This is a genomic window from Pseudomonas sp. P5_109 (assembly GCF_034009455.1).
In the GTDB taxonomy this organism is placed as follows: domain Bacteria; phylum Pseudomonadota; class Gammaproteobacteria; order Pseudomonadales; family Pseudomonadaceae; genus Aquipseudomonas.
The window spans coordinates 1513983-1528136 of sequence record NZ_CP125380.1 but is presented as its reverse complement, the minus strand read 5'-3'; the positions used below and the strand labels follow the sequence as shown (position 1 = coordinate 1528136).

General features: G+C 59.9%; 18 protein-coding genes. 5 read left to right on the top strand and 13 right to left on the bottom strand.

The features are described from left to right. Window positions 1-160 precede the first annotated feature (160 nt). The 3 genes from QMK54_RS06735 to QMK54_RS06725 all read right to left on the bottom strand — a co-directional run bounded on the left by QMK54_RS06735 (window position 161) and on the right by QMK54_RS06725 (window position 3411). On the bottom strand, window positions 161-1087 hold the full coding sequence (locus QMK54_RS06735) for a hydroxymethylglutaryl-CoA lyase (RefSeq protein WP_110661040.1): 927 nt from the start codon (window positions 1085-1087) through the stop codon (window positions 161-163). Next, entirely contained in the window at window positions 1084-2277 is a 1194-nt protein-coding gene (locus QMK54_RS06730; protein ID WP_223596120.1) for a CaiB/BaiF CoA transferase family protein, read from the bottom strand. Before QMK54_RS06730 ends, QMK54_RS06735 begins: the two co-directional genes overlap by 4 nt. A gap of 225 nt (window positions 2278-2502) precedes the next feature. Further along, entirely contained in the window at window positions 2503-3411 is a 909-nt protein-coding gene (locus tag QMK54_RS06725; RefSeq protein ID WP_223596121.1) for a LysR family transcriptional regulator, read from the bottom strand. A 132-nt stretch (window positions 3412-3543) separates the two neighbouring features. On the opposite strand from QMK54_RS06725, the gene QMK54_RS06720 reads away from it, so the two are divergent. Beyond that, window positions 3544-4563, top strand: a complete 1020-nt coding sequence (locus QMK54_RS06720) for a DUF4917 family protein (RefSeq protein ID WP_110661037.1) — start codon at window positions 3544-3546, stop codon at window positions 4561-4563. Window positions 4564-4665: 102 nt separating this feature from the next. On the opposite strand, the gene QMK54_RS06715 is transcribed toward QMK54_RS06720, so the two are convergent. Then, on the bottom strand, window positions 4666-5208 hold the full coding sequence (locus QMK54_RS06715) for a helix-turn-helix domain-containing protein (RefSeq protein WP_110663303.1): 543 nt from the start codon (window positions 5206-5208) through the stop codon (window positions 4666-4668). Between the two features lie 159 nt (window positions 5209-5367). Between QMK54_RS06715 and QMK54_RS06710 the strand changes: the two genes are divergently transcribed. Then, window positions 5368-6150, top strand: a complete 783-nt coding sequence (locus QMK54_RS06710; RefSeq protein WP_223596126.1) for an aldolase — start codon at window positions 5368-5370, stop codon at window positions 6148-6150. Between the two features lie 26 nt (window positions 6151-6176). Continuing rightward, window positions 6177-7064, top strand: a complete 888-nt coding sequence (locus QMK54_RS06705; RefSeq protein ID WP_320402245.1) for a dihydrodipicolinate synthase family protein — start codon at window positions 6177-6179, stop codon at window positions 7062-7064. A 130-nt stretch (window positions 7065-7194) separates the two neighbouring features. Here the strand turns inward: QMK54_RS06705 and QMK54_RS06700 are convergent, their stop codons facing one another. The 3 genes from QMK54_RS06700 to QMK54_RS06690 form a co-directional block, all read right to left on the bottom strand. Then, window positions 7195-7539: a YegP family protein gene (locus QMK54_RS06700; protein ID WP_110662481.1), complete on the bottom strand. Its 345-nt coding sequence runs from the start codon at window positions 7537-7539 to the stop codon at window positions 7195-7197. Window positions 7540-7703: 164 nt separating this feature from the next. Beyond that, window positions 7704-8009 (bottom strand): ribbon-helix-helix domain-containing protein, encoded by a 306-nt coding sequence (locus QMK54_RS06695; RefSeq protein WP_110662480.1) that lies wholly within the window; start codon window positions 8007-8009, stop codon window positions 7704-7706. Window positions 8010-8023: 14 nt separating this feature from the next. After that, the gene (locus tag QMK54_RS06690) at window positions 8024-8605 is read right to left on the bottom strand and encodes a DJ-1/PfpI family protein (protein WP_110662479.1); all 582 of its coding nucleotides are present in this window, start codon (window positions 8603-8605) and stop codon (window positions 8024-8026) included. Window positions 8606-8927: 322 nt separating this feature from the next. On the opposite strand from QMK54_RS06690, the gene QMK54_RS06685 reads away from it, so the two are divergent. Beyond that, window positions 8928-9818: a DMT family transporter gene (locus QMK54_RS06685; RefSeq protein WP_110661861.1), complete on the top strand. Its 891-nt coding sequence runs from the start codon at window positions 8928-8930 to the stop codon at window positions 9816-9818. A gap of 75 nt (window positions 9819-9893) precedes the next feature. Here the strand turns inward: QMK54_RS06685 and QMK54_RS06680 are convergent, their stop codons facing one another. The 3 genes from QMK54_RS06680 to QMK54_RS06670 form a co-directional block, all read right to left on the bottom strand. Next, window positions 9894-11108, bottom strand: coding sequence for a class I SAM-dependent methyltransferase (locus QMK54_RS06680; protein ID WP_110661860.1), 1215 nt, complete (start codon window positions 11106-11108; stop codon window positions 9894-9896). 131 nt (window positions 11109-11239) lie between these two features. Further along, window positions 11240-11602 carry a hypothetical protein gene (locus tag QMK54_RS06675; RefSeq protein ID WP_110661859.1) on the bottom strand — a complete coding sequence of 121 codons (363 nt, stop codon included), beginning with the start codon at window positions 11600-11602 and terminating at the stop codon, window positions 11240-11242. Window positions 11603-11604: 2 nt separating this feature from the next. Continuing rightward, window positions 11605-11883 (bottom strand): ogr/Delta-like zinc finger family protein, encoded by a 279-nt coding sequence (locus QMK54_RS06670; RefSeq protein WP_110661858.1) that lies wholly within the window; start codon window positions 11881-11883, stop codon window positions 11605-11607. Window positions 11884-12183: 300 nt separating this feature from the next. On the opposite strand from QMK54_RS06670, the gene QMK54_RS06665 reads away from it, so the two are divergent. Continuing rightward, entirely contained in the window at window positions 12184-12609 is a 426-nt protein-coding gene (locus tag QMK54_RS06665; RefSeq protein WP_181432118.1) for a helix-turn-helix domain-containing protein, read from the top strand. Window positions 12610-12753: 144 nt separating this feature from the next. Here the strand turns inward: QMK54_RS06665 and QMK54_RS06660 are convergent, their stop codons facing one another. The 3 genes from QMK54_RS06660 to QMK54_RS06650 form a co-directional block, all read right to left on the bottom strand. Further along, the gene (locus tag QMK54_RS06660) at window positions 12754-13110 is read right to left on the bottom strand and encodes a putative holin (protein WP_110661856.1); all 357 of its coding nucleotides are present in this window, start codon (window positions 13108-13110) and stop codon (window positions 12754-12756) included. Next, entirely contained in the window at window positions 13097-13399 is a 303-nt protein-coding gene (locus tag QMK54_RS06655) for a helix-turn-helix domain-containing protein (RefSeq protein WP_320402244.1), read from the bottom strand. Before QMK54_RS06655 ends, QMK54_RS06660 begins: the two co-directional genes overlap by 14 nt. A gap of 130 nt (window positions 13400-13529) precedes the next feature. Further along, a complete protein-coding gene (locus QMK54_RS06650) occupies window positions 13530-14147 on the bottom strand; it encodes a TPM domain-containing protein (protein WP_103394533.1) in 618 nt (205 codons plus the stop codon). Between the last annotated feature and the right edge of the window lie 7 nt (window positions 14148-14154).

Below are 14154 nucleotides of genomic sequence, written 5' to 3'. Positions count from 1 at the left end.
GGGTGTCCGATTGTTTTTGTTGTCTGGTTGAGTAGCTCAGCGGAATTGCTTTTACTGTGGGAGCGGGCTTGCTCGCGAAAGCGGTCTGACATTCAGCATTGATGTCGACTGACACTCCGTCTTCGCGAGCAAGCCCGCTCCCACAGGGTTATCGGTTGGGTCAGGACGGCACGGGGTGCAGGTCACAGTTGCGTCCGGCCTTGGCCAGTTGGCCCGGTACTTCGTGACCGAGCAGCGCCGGCAATCCTCGGGACAGCTTCAGCAACAACGGCAAATCGATGCCGGTGTGAATACCGACTTCATCGCACAGGTTGACCAAGTCTTCGGTACAGATGTTGCCCGACGCCCCCGGTGCAAACGGGCAACCACCGAGGCCGCCGAGGGCCGCGTCGAAGCGCCGGGCACCAGCCTCGTAGGCGGCCAGTACGTTGCACAGGCCAAGGCCACGGGTGTTGTGAAAGTGCAGGGTCAGGTCCTCCGGGGATACCCGTTGCAGCACACGGCGCACCAGCCGGTCGACCTGACGCGGGTTGGCCATGCCCGTGGTGTCGGCCAGGGTGATGCCCTGGATGCCGAGTTCCTGATAGGCCTCGACGATTTGCAGTACGCGGTCCTCATCGATCTTGCCTTCGAACGGGCAGCCGAAGGTGGTGGCGATGCTGGCGTTGAGTCGCACCGGGCTGTCGCCAACGAAGTGCACGATCTCGCCGAACGCGGCCAATGAATCTTCACAACCCATGCGCATGTTCGCCCGGTTGTGGGTCTGGCTGGCGGACATCACAAGGTTCAACTCATCGGCGCGACATGCCAGCGCCCGTTGCGCGCCTTTGAGGTTGGGGATCAGCGCGACGTAGATCACCCCCGGCTGCCGGTTGATGCCCTTGAACACCAGCTCGCCGTCGCGCAGCGCCGGAATGGCCTTGGGCGACACGAACGAACCGGCTTCGATACGGCTGAATCCGGCCAGCGACAACTGATCGATCAGGGCAATCTTGTCGGTGGTTTCAACCCAGGTCGGCTCGATTTGCAAACCGTCGCGCGGGGAGACTTCCTGCACGATCAGGCTGTCGGAATAATCGGTGATCATTGCACCACTCCTTCGACTTTCAGGCGCTCGATGTCGGCAACGGTAAGGCCCAGTTGCGCGAGGATGCCGTCGGTGTGCTGGCCCAGACCGGGGCCGGACCAGTTCACGCCGCCGGGGGTCTCGGAGAGTTTCGGCACGATGCCCGGCATCTTTACCGTGGCGCCACCGGGCAGTTCGGCATTGAGTAGCATGTCCCGCGCCTGATAATGCGGATCGGCGACGATATCGGCCACCGAGTAGATGCGTCCGGCAGGGACTTCGGCGGCCTCCAGGGCGGCCAGTACCTCATCGATGGGCAGGCTGCTGGTCCAGTGGGTGATGGCGGCGTCGAGCACATTGCTCTTGGCTGCACGCCCGTCGTTGTGGGCGAATTCCGGCGCCTCGGCCAGATCGTCGCGGCCGATGGTGTGCATCAGGCGCTTGTAGATCGGATCGCTGTTGCCGGCAATCACCACGTAGGCGCCGTCGGCGGTCAGATAGGTGTTGGACGGCGCAATGCCCGGCAAGGCGCCACCACTGCGTTCGCGCACATGGCCAAGCATGTCGTATTCCGGCACCAGGCTTTCCATGACGTTGAACACGCTTTCGGCCAGGGACACATCAACGATCTGCCCGCCGCCCTGCCCGGTCTTGACCCGAAGCAGCGACATCAGCGCACCGATCACCGCATGCAGCGAAGCCAGGGAATCGCCAAGGCTCACGCCGACCCGCGCCGGCGGCGAACCGGGGGTGCCGGTGGTGTAGCGGATGCCGCCCATGGCTTCGCCTATGGCGCCGAAACCCGGACGATCGCGGTAAGGACCGGTCTGGCCGTAACCGGAAATCCGCACCAGCGTCAGGTTGGGATTGAGCGCGTGCAACACGTCCCAGCCGAGGCCGAGCTTCTCCAGGGCGCCGGGGCGCAGGTTTTCGATCAGCACATCGGCGCTGGTCGCCAGTTGCTTGACCAACTCGATGCCTTCGGGGGATTTGAGGTTCAGCGCCAGGGACTTCTTGTTGCGCGATTGCAGGTACCACCACAGCGAGGTGCCTTCGTGCAGCTTGCGCCATTTGCGCAGGGGATCGCCCTGGCCCATGGCTTCGATCTTGATCACTTCGGCGCCGAACTCGGCCAGCATGCGCGCCGCAAACGGTGCGGCGATCAGCGTGCCGATCTCGATCACTTTGATCGCACTCAAGGGGGCAGTCATCGCGGGGTACCTCTTGTTCTTGGAATATGAGCCAAGGCTAGAGGACAGGAGGCTGGGGAATCCAACCTTCAGTTGGCAACGGGCGTTCGCGAAATGCGAACGCTCGGGGAGATTGTCGTGGCCTCAGGGCCGCCTTCGCGAGCAAGCCCGCTCCCACAGGGGAACGCACTCCAATGTGGGAGCGGGCTTGCTCGCGAAGAGGCCGGCCCATTCAGCCGAGAACTCTCAGGCTGGGCCGCGCAAATGCTCAAACAACATCCGGCTCACCGGCGACAGCAGTGCCTCATCGCGCACCACCAGAATCAACGCCCGATCGGACCATTCGTCCGTCAACGGCACCGCATGCAAACCCAGCGCCCGGCCGAACAATTCATAGGCGCGCTGCGGAAGGATGCCGATCCCCATGTTGGCCTGGACCATGCGACACATGGCATCGAACCCTGGCACATGAATGCGCACCCGCAGGACCTTGCCGGCCTCACGGGCTGCGGCGTGGGTACGCATATTGATCGAACTGGCGGCATGCAGCCCAACGTAATCGCTCTGCAGCGTATCGGCGAAGGCCACGCTCGCACGATTCGCCAATGGATGATTGGGCGGCATCAGCACCACCAGTTTGTCCTGGCGATACAGCACGCTGTGCAGGCCCTTGATGTCACTGTCGATGGAGCAGATCCCGAGGTCGGCCACCCCATCGAGCACGCCCTGAATCACCCCGGCGCTAGGACGTTCTTCGAGGTCGGTCTTGACCTGTGGATGACGCTCGGAAAAATCCCGCAGGTCCTCGGGCAAAAACTGAATGATCGCCGACAGGTTGGCGAGCATCCGCACATAACCGCGCACACCGTGGCTGTGTTCGCCCAGTTCCAGGCCCATTTTCTCGACGTTGAAGAGCATCTGCCGGGCATGGTGCAGCAGCGTTTCACCGGCCGGCGTCAGGGACATGCCCCTGGCCTGGCGCACGAACAGGCTGATGCCCAGCGCCTCCTCCAGCTCCATCAAGCGCTTGCTCGCCGCCGAGACGGCAATCGCTTCGCGCGAGGCAGCGCGGGTCAGCGTGCCCTCTTCATGGACGGCGACGAACAGTTGCAGAGTGATCAGGTCGAGACGGCGAATCAGGCTTTTTTGCAGCATCGGGTACTCGGCGAAGTCGGCTCGGGCAAAGTCGCAGCATAGCGTTGTTCGCCCGAGTCGTGCCGTGGTCCGGGCACCTGGTCGTGATAAAGTCGCCGCCCACAGACCTTTTGCCGTGAGACGAAGACCGCAATGACCGATTTCCAGGATGTCGACGCCCAACTTGAAGACTGGAACGCCTTGCGCAACACCGCTTCGTTCAGTGGTTTGCTGGTGGGCAACGGCGCCAGTCGCGCGGTGTGGGACGATTTCGGCTACGAGTCACTGTTCGAAAACGCCCGCACCGTTGAAGAAAAACCCCTGAGCCCGTCCGAGCTGAGTGTGTTCGATGCGATGCAGACCCGCAGTTTCGAGCAGGTACTGAGCGCCCTGAAAACCACCAGCCGGGTCAACAAGGCCCTGGCTGTGAGCTCCGCCGCCCCGCGCAATCGCTACTACGCGATCAAGGAAGCGCTGATCAACACCGTGCATGCGGTGCATATCCCGTGGCGGCTGGTGGTGCCATCGACGCTGGCAACGATCAATCAGGAACTGGCCCGCTATCGCACGGTGTTCACCACCAATTACGACCTGCTCAACTACTGGGCGGTGCAACACCAGCCTGAGGCGATCACCGATCTGTTCCAGGGTGCCGAACCGGCTTTCAACCTGAGCGCCACAGCCACCGACAAGACCCGATTGCTGTACCTGCACGGCGGTCTGCACCTGGTGCGCAACCAGGACGGCACGGCTCGCAAACTGATGTCGACCGAGGGCACCTTGCTGGGCAATTTCGCCATCAACAACACGATCAAGACCCTCGACGACGTGCCGCTGTTCGTCAACGAAGGGCCGAGCGCGGACAAGCTCAAGACCATTCGCAGTTCGGACTATCTGTCGTTCTGCTACGAGCAACTACTCGGTCACGGCCAGGCGCTGTGCATCTTCGGCCATGCGCTGGGGGAGCAGGACAGCCACATCATCCACGCCTTGCGCCTGGCGAAACCGCAGGTGCTGGCGATCTCGATTTATCCGCGCAGCAAGGCGTTCATCCAGCATCAGAAGCGGCATTACGCGAAGGTGTTTGAGGGAACGGGGGTTGAGTTGCGGTTTTTTGATTCAAAGAGCCATGCGTTGGGTGGCCCGAAGCTCACGGTTCCAGTCGAAGTTTAGTACTGGCCGACCTGGCGCTTTCGCGAGCAAGCCCGCTCCCACAGGGGAACGCATTCCAATGTGGGAGCGGGCTTGCTCGCGAAGCTTTTGTGACCTCCCCGCCTATTCTTCGGTGCTATGCACCACCACCAGCAACTGCGCCTGCACCTCACCCACCGAACGAATCCGGTGCGGCTTCTGTGCATTGAAGTGCAACGCATCGCCACGTTCGAGCAGCACGCGCTCGTTCATGAAGTCCACTTCCACTCGTCCTTCGTGGACGAACAGAAACTCCTCGCCCAAGTGCTCCTTGAAGGTCTTGTCGGTGAATTCGGCCGGCGGGTAAATGATGAACGGCAACAGGCTGCGTTCGCTGACCTGATGGGCCAGCACCGCGTAACCCGAATTGCTGTCACTGGCACCCAAAGGTTGCCGCTCGTGGCTGCGCACCAGGCTGTAGCTGTCGAGGCTGACGTTATCTTCGCAGAACAATTCCTCGACCTTCACGTTCAGCGCCTTGGCCAGTTTCAGGGCGGCAGCAATCGACGGAGTGTTCAGCCCGCGCTCGACTTTCGACAGGTAACTCTTGGTCATGCCGGATTGTTCGGCCAAGGCTTCCAAGGTCACGCCAAGTTTTTTTCTTAGTAATTTCAAACGGATAGACATTTAGAGCGGTTAATCCATCAAGGAGGCAACGATTTGTCCTTGCCAATGACACAATGTGTCATATAGCCTCTTTAGTGTCATTTGCGCTCACCGACAACTTTGCGAGGAACCGGTAAGCAGCAAACCCGACGTCCATTGAATCACCCAAAGGACACCGATATGGCCAAGACATTAGCACTGCCCAAAGAGCAACTGGTCAAGCACGCACTGAACCAAATGCAAAATACCCTGGCGGATAATACGTGGACCGCCCGGCAAAAGCTGGCCCTGACCTGCCGCATCCTGTTCGAGCACGGTCACGATTCCGGCCTTGCCGGGCAGATCACCGCCCGTGGCCCACAGCCCGGCACTTACTACACTCAGCAACTGGGCCTGGGTTTCGACGAAATCAGCGCGGGCAACCTGCTGCTGGTCAACGAGGACCTGGAGGTGCTCGAAGGCCACGGCATGCCCAACCCGGCCAATCGTTTTCACAGCTGGGTGTACCGCGCCCGCCCGGATGTGAACTGCATCATTCACACCCATCCGACCCACGTTGCGGCCTTGTCGATGCTGGAAGTGCCGCTGCAGATTTCCCACATGGACCTCTGCCCGCTCTATGACGACTGCGCGTTTCTCGAAGGCTGGCCGGGCGTGCCGGTGGGTAACGAAGAAGGTGAGTTGATTGCCGGGGCACTGGGCGACAAACGGGCAATCCTGCTCTCACACCATGGTCAATTGTCCACCGGCAGCACCATCGAGGAAGCCTGTGTCATCGCGCAACTGATCGAACGCGCCGCGAAGCTGCAACTGCTGGCAATGAGCGCCGGGACCATCAAGCCGATCATTCCCGAACTGGGCCGTGAAGCCCATGACTGGATTGCCCGACCGAAACGCCACGCCGCCGCTTTCAACTACTACGCCCGGCAGATCCTGCGCCAACACGCCGATTGCCTGAACTGAACCCATTGATAGAACGGAGAGACACCATGTCCACCGCAAACATTCACGGCATCATCGGCTACACCATCACCCCTTTTACCGCCGATGGCGAAGGCGTTGACCTGGACGCCCTCGGGCGTTCCATCGACCGTCTGATCGAGGGCGGCGTGCACGCCATCGCACCGCTGGGCAGCACCGGCGAAGGTGCCTACCTGAGCGACGCCGAGTGGGATCAGGTCAGCGAGTTCAGCATCAGGCACGTGGCCAAACGCGTGCCGACCGTCGTCAGCGTGTCTGACCTGACCACCGCTAAAGCGGTGCGTCGCGCACGTTTCGCCGAAGCCCATGGCGCCGATGTGGTGATGGTACTGCCCGCGTCCTACTGGAAACTCAGCGAAGCGGAAATCCTCGCCCATTACCGCGCCATCGGCGACAGCATCGGCGTGCCGATCATGCTCTACAACAACCCGGCCACCAGCGGCACCGACATGTCGGTGGAGCTGATCCTGCGCATCGTCAACGCCGTGGAAAACGTGACCATGGTCAAGGAGAGCACCGGCGACATCCAGCGCATGCACCAACTGCAACGCCTCGGCGAAGGCCGGGTGCCGTTCTACAACGGCTGCAACCCATTGGCCCTGGAGGCCTTTGCCGCGGGCGCAAAAGGCTGGTGCACCGCCGCGCCGAACCTGATCCCGCAGCTCAATCTGGATTTGTACGAAGCAGTGCTGGCCAATGATTTACGCAAGGCCCGCGAGCTGTTCTATCGCCAGTTGCCGCTGCTGGATTTCATCCTCAAGGGTGGCTTGCCAGCGACGATAAAGGCGGGGTTGCGGGCGACGGGACTGGAGGTGGGGGATCCTCGGCTGCCGGTGTTCCCGTTGAGCGAGGCGGCTTGTGAACAACTGCAAGGGTTGCTGAAAGTCTTGCGCTGATCCGCAACCACACACAGCCCCCCTGTAGGAGCTGGCTTGCCAGCGATAGCGTCATACCAGACGACATCATCGTTGGATGTGCCGGCCTCATCGCTGGCAAGCCAGCTCCTACAAGGGATGTGTGGCGGAATCAAAGCACCGGCAACGTCTTGTCCTTGACCACCTTTGTCGAGCCGTTGGCCTTCACACTGGCAATGCCTTTTTCCATGGCGGCATCAGAGGAATAGGCCTCGCTGCTGCCAATGATTTCGTGGTTGCCCGCCTTGAGGTTGAAATACGGGTGGCCGTCCTTGGTGGTTTTCTTCTCGTAACGCTCATCCAGTGGGCTGTTGGCCTGGACCGAGGCGATGCCTTTGTCGGCGGCGGCGTGGGTGGTGTACAGCTCGCTGGTCAGAATGGTCTCGGCGTTGGCCGCCTTGAGGACAAACCTGAATTGACCACTGCTGCTTTTGCTCACTTCATACCATCCGGACATGCTTTTTCTCCTTGGCGATTGAGAGGTTGCGCGCTTCAGAGTAAAGACCAGACTGCTATTTCTGTCGCCTGTGCCGGCCCCTTCGCGAGCAGGCCCGCTCCGACAGGGATCACATTGAACCTGTGGGAGCGGGCTTGCTCGCGAAGGGGTCGACGCAGTTTTGACTATTTCACCACTGCCCGCACCACCGACAACTCCGGCGCCTGCGTGCGCCGCTGACTCAGATACCGCGTACAACTGACCCGCAGGAACGAAGCAAAATTGACCACCTCGCCGCGATAGTCCATCACCTCTTCATACAGCTTGGCGATCAACTGATTGGTGGTCATGCCGTCGACTTCGGCAATTTCGCTGAGGATGTCCCAGAACTGATTCTCCAGCCGCAGGGTGGTGACCACCCCGCAGATACGCAGCGAGCGGGAGCGCGATTCGTAGAGTATCGGGTCGGCTTTGACATACAGCTCGCACATGGGCATGTCCCTCGTTACAGCGTGATTTTGGTACCCAGCAGCCCCAGGAAACCGGCCAGCCAGTTCGGGTGCGCAGGCCAGGCCGGCGCCGTGGCCAGATTGCCCTGAACATGGCCGTCCGTCACCGCAATGTCGATATACGTACCGCCCGCCAGTCGCACTTCCGGAGCGCAGGCCGGATAAGCGCTGCATTCGCGACCTTCGAGAACTCCCGCTGCCGCCAGCAACTGCGCGCCATGGCACACGGCGGCGATCGGCTTGCCGGCCTGGTCGAACGCACGCACCAGCTCCAGGACCTTTTCGTTCAGGCGCAGGTACTCCGGCGCACGGCCGCCCGGAATCAGCACGGCGTCATAATCGGCGGCGTTGACCTTGGCGAAATCGAAGTTCAGGGCAAACAGGTGACCGGGTTTTTCGCTGTAGGTCTGGTCGCCTTCAAAGTCATGGATCGCCGTGCGCACGGTCTGGCCGGCGGTCTTGTCCGGGCAAACGGCGTGCACCGTGTGGCCGACCATCAACAGCGCCTGGAACGGCACCATCACTTCATAGTCTTCGACGTAGTCACCGACCAGCATCAGGATCTTTTTCGCAGCCATGGGGAGGACTCCTCTGGAAGTGGGCGTGCAGGAGTATTCAAGGTAGTCCTTATCCAGCTGGGCGGGTAACAACCGGCTACTACCTTGTGGCGAGGGGGCTTGCCCCCGTTCGCCTGCGAAGCAGGCGCTAAATCGGACAGCACGGTTCGATTGATGAAACCGGAAAGGGGCTGCTGCGCAGCCCAACGGGGGCAAGCCCCCTCGCCACAAAGGTTTGTTTGCAACTGTACGGATAAGTCTGTGCCTAGCTGTAACAGCGGGAAACCCACGGTTTATGGCTATATGGAGCCTTACCCCATCACCCACGATTCTGGTTGCCATCATGTCCTCGCGCGAAAACACCGGCATGGCCCTGGGCCTGCTCGGCGTTGTGATCTTCAGCCTCACCCTGCCCTTCACCCGGATTGTCGTGCAGGAACTCCACCCCCTGCTTAACGGCCTGGGCCGGGCACTGTTTGCGGCGGTTCCGGCGGCGTTACTGTTGCTGTGGCGCCGGGAAAAATGGCCGACCTGGAAGCAGGTAAAAGGCCTCACGCTGGTGATGGCCGGGGTGATCCTCGGCTTCCCGGTATTGTCGGCATGGGCCATGCAAACCTTGCCGGCATCCCACGGCGCGCTGGTCAACGGTCTGCAGCCGCTGTGCGTGGCGCTGTACGCCGCGTGGTTGTCCCATGAACGGCCTTCCAAAGCCTTCTGGGCCTGCGCCGCATTGGGCAGCGCGTTGGTGCTCGGTTATGCACTGATCAGCGGCGCCGGCAGCATTCAGGGCGGTGACTTGCTGATGCTTGGCGCCATTGCCGTGGGCGGATTGGGCTACGCCGAGGGAGGCCGACTGGCCAGGGAAATGGGCGGCTGGCAGGTGATCTGTTGGGCGCTGGTGCTGTCGACGCCACTGCTGATCGGCCCGGTGGTGTATCTGGCGCTGCAGCATCAGGGCGAAATTTCCGCCAAGACCTGGTGGGCCTTCGGTTATGTCTCGCTGTTTTCACAGTTCATCGGCTTTTTCGCCTGGTACGCCGGGCTGGCCATGGGCGGCATTGCCCGGGTCAGTCAGATCCAGTTGCTGCAGATTTTCTTCACCATCGCCTTTTCGGCGTTGTTCTTCGGGGAACATGTGGAGCCGATCACCTGGCTGTTTGCTGGCGGGGTGATTGTCACTGTGATGCTGGGGCGCAAGACGGCAGTCAGCCCCGCGCGCATTGCCACCACATGAACCCTGTAGGAGCCGGCTTGCTGGCGATGGCGATTTTGAGGACGCCATCGCCAGCAAGCCGGCTCCTACAGGGAGTCAGAGGTAGCCGTCAGCGCGCAGCAGGGTTTCCAGGCAATGCTCGCTGATGTGGTAGAAATCCTTCAGCTCCTGAATCTTCGCCAGCAACTGGGCCGGGTCCACCGGTTCAGCGCGCTTGACCGCCAGGATCATCTTGTTCTTGTTGGTGTGGTCCAGAGAGATGAACTCGAACACCTTGGTCTCGTAGCCGCAGGCCTCAAGGAACAGCGCGCGCAAACTGTCGGTGACCATCTCGGCCTGCTGGCCCAGGTGCAAGCCGTATTGCAGCATCGGCTTGAGCAGCGCCGGGCTCTGGATTTGCAGGCGGATCTGTTTGTGGCAGCACGGCGAGCACATGATGATCGAGGCGCCGGAACGGATGCCGGTGTGGATCGCATAGTCCGTGGCGATATCGCAGGCATGCAGGGCGATCATCACATCCAGCTCGCTCGGCGCCACGCTGCGCACGTCACCGCACTTGAACACCAGGCCGGGGTGTTCAAGCTTGGCCGCAGCGGTGTTGCACAGGGTGACCATGTCTTCACGCAGCTCGACGCCGGTCACTTCGCCATCGGCCTTCAAGGTATTGCGCAGGTAATCGTGGATGGCGAAGGTCAGGTAACCCTTGCCCGAACCGAAGTCCGCCACACGCACCGGTTTGTCCAGCGCCAGGGGTGACGAAGTCAGCGCATGGCTGAACACTTCGATGAACTTGTTGATCTGCTTCCACTTGCGCGACATCGCCGGGATCAGCTCATGCTGCTTGTTGGTCACGCCCAGGTCGGCGAGAAACGGCCGGCTCAGGTCAAGAAAACGGTTTTTCTCACGGTTGTGCTCGGCCGATGGCACTTCGCGCAATTGCTGAGGTTTGCTCTTGAACAGCGATGACTTGCCCTTTTTGCTGTATTCGAGCTGGGCTTCGTCGGTCAACGACAACAAATGCGCATTTTTGAACGATGCGGGCAGCAACTCGGCAATACTCGTCACACCTTCGGCCACCGGCAGGTTCTTGGTGATATCGCGAGTCTTGTAGCGGTAGACAAAAGACAGGCAAGGCTGCGTCTTGACCGTCACCGGCTTGATGATGATCCGCTGCAGGTCCGTTTCATCGCCCACGTACTTGGCCAGCACCAGCTTGATGAACGCATTGTGCTCGAGGCTGGTTTGCAGCAGGTCGATGAACTGGGCGTGGTGATCCGGCGCGAGGCTGGCGGGAGTGGCGGTGACGGACATGGAAAAACGGCCTCAGGCGATGCAAATCGAAGAATGCCGGTATTTTAAGGGGGACGAGGACTTTGGGCACGGGGTTATTTTGTGGCAGGTCCCAGTCAGCAGCCCAGGACCTCAACACAATCGTTGAAACCTCAGGGTTCCACTACGCGAAGCTTGCGGTTGTTCGGTGAGTTGATGATGTGTTTGACAATCAACCCCACTGGCACCGCCCAGGTCAGGCCATTGGCCGGGTCAGTCACCACGGCGACCGTTTCGGAACTGGCATCGATGTCCAGTCGCCGACGGTCGTTGTGCGACTTGAGTACCCCATAGGCACGGCTGACCAGCCTTTCCGCCAGGTGCATCGGTACATCCATATTCTGCAAATGCTTCACCGCCCGACAAAACAGGACTTGATCGTCGATCCCCCCTTCACTTTCATGACGCCCCAGAAACGCCTGGGCGATGGCCAAAAGCTCCTCATTCATATCTGCATGTTCATCGATAACCATCATGCTCACGTCTCCTGCGGCACGTCTGTCGTGGCAGGACTGACTGCCACGGGCCGGGCGTCACGGCGCAAATCAGGTCCGGCGCAAGGCAGGCGTACGGCCGGGTTGGGCATGCCGCTGGGCGAAAGCTCATGGGTCATTTCAAATTCGGCACGCACGGACCAACCGCAAGCTTCCGACGTGCATTGCAAATACGCCACCCGCAGGAAAATATGCCGGCCTTCGCTGGTGCGGATGCGCATCCTGCTCAAGCAGTGCGGGCACACCATTTTATAAGTACTCATGCTTGAATCCCGGCGGTCATCGGGTGGCAATCAACCTGATCAAACGCAATACTGCTTAAGTCGTTCATCGTGGCGCTCCGGACTTGCGAACAGTGTCTGCCAGACATAAGGAAGTGCATCGGGCGGACGCGTAATGGGAACGAGCCATGCTCGTAGGAAATCACCCTGATACCATTAGGAAGTTTCGACATCGTATTCTTCTGACTCATCTTTGATGATTGATTACTTACAAGAAAAAAAGTACTCATTACGCATAAATTAGGCACTCAAAAAGCATATGTCAAAAGGAAGAGGCTCAAATTGCGTAGCAAAAAATCACAAGCTGTTCTGGCTCGCCTGAAGCAAGTTACCGGCACTAAAACCGATGCTTCTTTATCCTCCGCGCTACAGATCAGCCCGCAAACCCTTAGCAGCTGGAAAGGCCGCGACAGCACACCATACTCATTATGCGTAGAAATCGCTCAAACCCGGGGAATCTCCCTTGACTGGCTGCTGCTGGGCGAAGGTCCGGTTTTGCGACAAACAGTTACTGACACTTCGGAGGCCAATCAGGAAAGCACAACACGGGAAAACACCATTCTCGCGATCTGGCGGCTGCTCGACGAAGATGATCGCTGCGCCATACAAAACGCACTCGAGGAAAAGCAACGACTGCGCGACATGGAACTCAGGCTTTCCGAAATGGCCGCTATTCTGGCAACACTTAATCCTGTAAATGAAACTTGATGAAAGATGTAATCCAAAGTTTCATTGCTGCAAGAAGTACTACGGGCAACAGGCAGAAATGCGCTGAAAACACGACAATCTGAACGCACCGATCAAGTGAGCCACGCTCGCCCCCCCACACCAAGGCATCTCTTTCACGGACCATCATCTTCGCCCTCTCAGGTGGCGAATGATTTCGCCGATACCTGCACCATCGATCCATTGCATGAGTTTGATACTGATAGGAATAACGATCAGCGCGCAAAGAAAGGCTGTTACACCTTCTGTCAGAAATGGCACCAGCGGATGTGCGGCAGGCGTAAAGAGGTAACCGACACCCGCAGACAGCAACCAGGAACCGATGCGCTGCCAGGTCTTGAAGTTAGTGCGAGTGGTGGTGACCAGCCACGCGCCGAGCATTGCACCGAACAGTACCTCGCCATTAACCACTGGCAGGGTCGCAATCCCCATCCCCAACATGAGCCCATTGATACCGTTGTAGGCCGAATCAGCCACGCTCATGTGCACCTCGCGCAACGACCGAGTCCACGATGATCGCGCCCGACTCGATCGCTTTGAGCAATGCGCAAGTGCGAGAGCTGACGTCGAACTTTCGGCGAATATTGGCGAAGTGAAAATTGACGGTGGATTCCGTGCAGTTCTCGATCCTGGAGATTTCCCAGGAGGTTTTACCTTTGAAACACCACATCAGGATTTGTGTTTCTTTCGCCGTCAGTTTCGCCTTGGGTGTACTTGCCTCTGCGCCACGAGTTGCCCGTGCCAAAGAGTCATTCGATTGTTGGGGTGCCATAAGAATCCCTCTTCTTGGGAACACCCGTCGCTGGGCGTCCACTGTTAGAGAGAAATACTGACGACAAGGCCAAACCCGGACAATTGACGGGAGTTGTAGCGGCGAGCGCTACATAACGCCACGGCAAGACTTAGCCGAGCACTACCAGGCGGTTCGGCAACTCATTGCGCACATGGGTCACGGGCACATGCACCTTGAGCAGTTCGCCACAGGCTTCGACGCAGCTGACAAACCCTTGCAGCGTTTGCCCCTGCTTCACTTGCTGGGTGAACGTGGCGACGATGGCGTCCCAGTTCTTGTTGTCCAGGCGACTGGAAATCCCTTCATCCACCAGGATCTCCACATAACGCTCGGCCTCGGAGACGAAAATCAGCACGCCGGTGCTGCCTTCGGTGTGGTGCAGGTTCTGCTCCAGGAACTGCCGGCGCGCCAGGTTCGAGGCGCGCCAGTGACGCACCGAGCGCGGGATCAGATGGGTGGTGACTTTCGGCAGGCGGAACACCAGGCACAGCACGATGAAGATGGCCCATTGCACCAGCAGCAGGCTGTGCATGGTCAGCCAACCGGTAAGGTAGTGCACGATGCCCGGCACCAGCAGCGCCAGCAGGCTGGCCCACAGCAACGGGATGTACGCGTAGTCGTCGGCACGGGCCGCGAGTACGGTCACCAGCTCTGCATCGGTGTCGCGCTCGACCCGGGCGATTGCCTCAGCGACTTTGCGTTGTTCGTGTTCAGTCAGTAATGCCATGTCGTGA

Bases quoted from the DNA above. Each gene is read 5' to 3' on its own strand.
- QMK54_RS06655 (WP_320402244.1), bottom strand. From the start codon at position 13,399: ATGGCACCCCAACAATCGAATGACTCTTTGGCACGGGCAACTCGTGGC.
- QMK54_RS06720 (WP_110661037.1), top strand. From the start codon at position 3,544: ATGACCGATTTCCAGGATGTCGACGCCCAACTTGAAGACTGGAACGCC.
- QMK54_RS06675 (WP_110661859.1), bottom strand. From the start codon at position 11,602: ATGATGGTTATCGATGAACATGCAGATATGAATGAGGAGCTTTTGGCC.
- QMK54_RS06660 (WP_110661856.1), bottom strand. From the start codon at position 13,110: ATGAGCGTGGCTGATTCGGCCTACAACGGTATCAATGGGCTCATGTTG.
- QMK54_RS06735 (WP_110661040.1), bottom strand. From the start codon at position 1,087: ATGATCACCGATTATTCCGACAGCCTGATCGTGCAGGAAGTCTCCCCG.
- QMK54_RS06730 (WP_223596120.1), bottom strand. From the start codon at position 2,277: ATGACTGCCCCCTTGAGTGCGATCAAAGTGATCGAGATCGGCACGCTG.
- QMK54_RS06680 (WP_110661860.1), bottom strand. From the start codon at position 11,108: ATGTCCGTCACCGCCACTCCCGCCAGCCTCGCGCCGGATCACCACGCC.
- QMK54_RS06710 (WP_223596126.1), top strand. From the start codon at position 5,368: ATGGCCAAGACATTAGCACTGCCCAAAGAGCAACTGGTCAAGCACGCA.
- QMK54_RS06650 (WP_103394533.1), bottom strand. From the start codon at position 14,147: ATGGCATTACTGACTGAACACGAACAACGCAAAGTCGCTGAGGCAATC.
- QMK54_RS06715 (WP_110663303.1), bottom strand. From the start codon at position 5,208: ATGTCTATCCGTTTGAAATTACTAAGAAAAAAACTTGGCGTGACCTTG.
- QMK54_RS06670 (WP_110661858.1), bottom strand. From the start codon at position 11,883: ATGAGTACTTATAAAATGGTGTGCCCGCACTGCTTGAGCAGGATGCGC.
- QMK54_RS06725 (WP_223596121.1), bottom strand. From the start codon at position 3,411: ATGCTGCAAAAAAGCCTGATTCGCCGTCTCGACCTGATCACTCTGCAA.
- QMK54_RS06690 (WP_110662479.1), bottom strand. From the start codon at position 8,605: ATGGCTGCGAAAAAGATCCTGATGCTGGTCGGTGACTACGTCGAAGAC.
- QMK54_RS06685 (WP_110661861.1), top strand. From the start codon at position 8,928: ATGTCCTCGCGCGAAAACACCGGCATGGCCCTGGGCCTGCTCGGCGTT.
- QMK54_RS06695 (WP_110662480.1), bottom strand. From the start codon at position 8,009: ATGTGCGAGCTGTATGTCAAAGCCGACCCGATACTCTACGAATCGCGC.
- QMK54_RS06705 (WP_320402245.1), top strand. From the start codon at position 6,177: ATGTCCACCGCAAACATTCACGGCATCATCGGCTACACCATCACCCCT.
- QMK54_RS06700 (WP_110662481.1), bottom strand. From the start codon at position 7,539: ATGTCCGGATGGTATGAAGTGAGCAAAAGCAGCAGTGGTCAATTCAGG.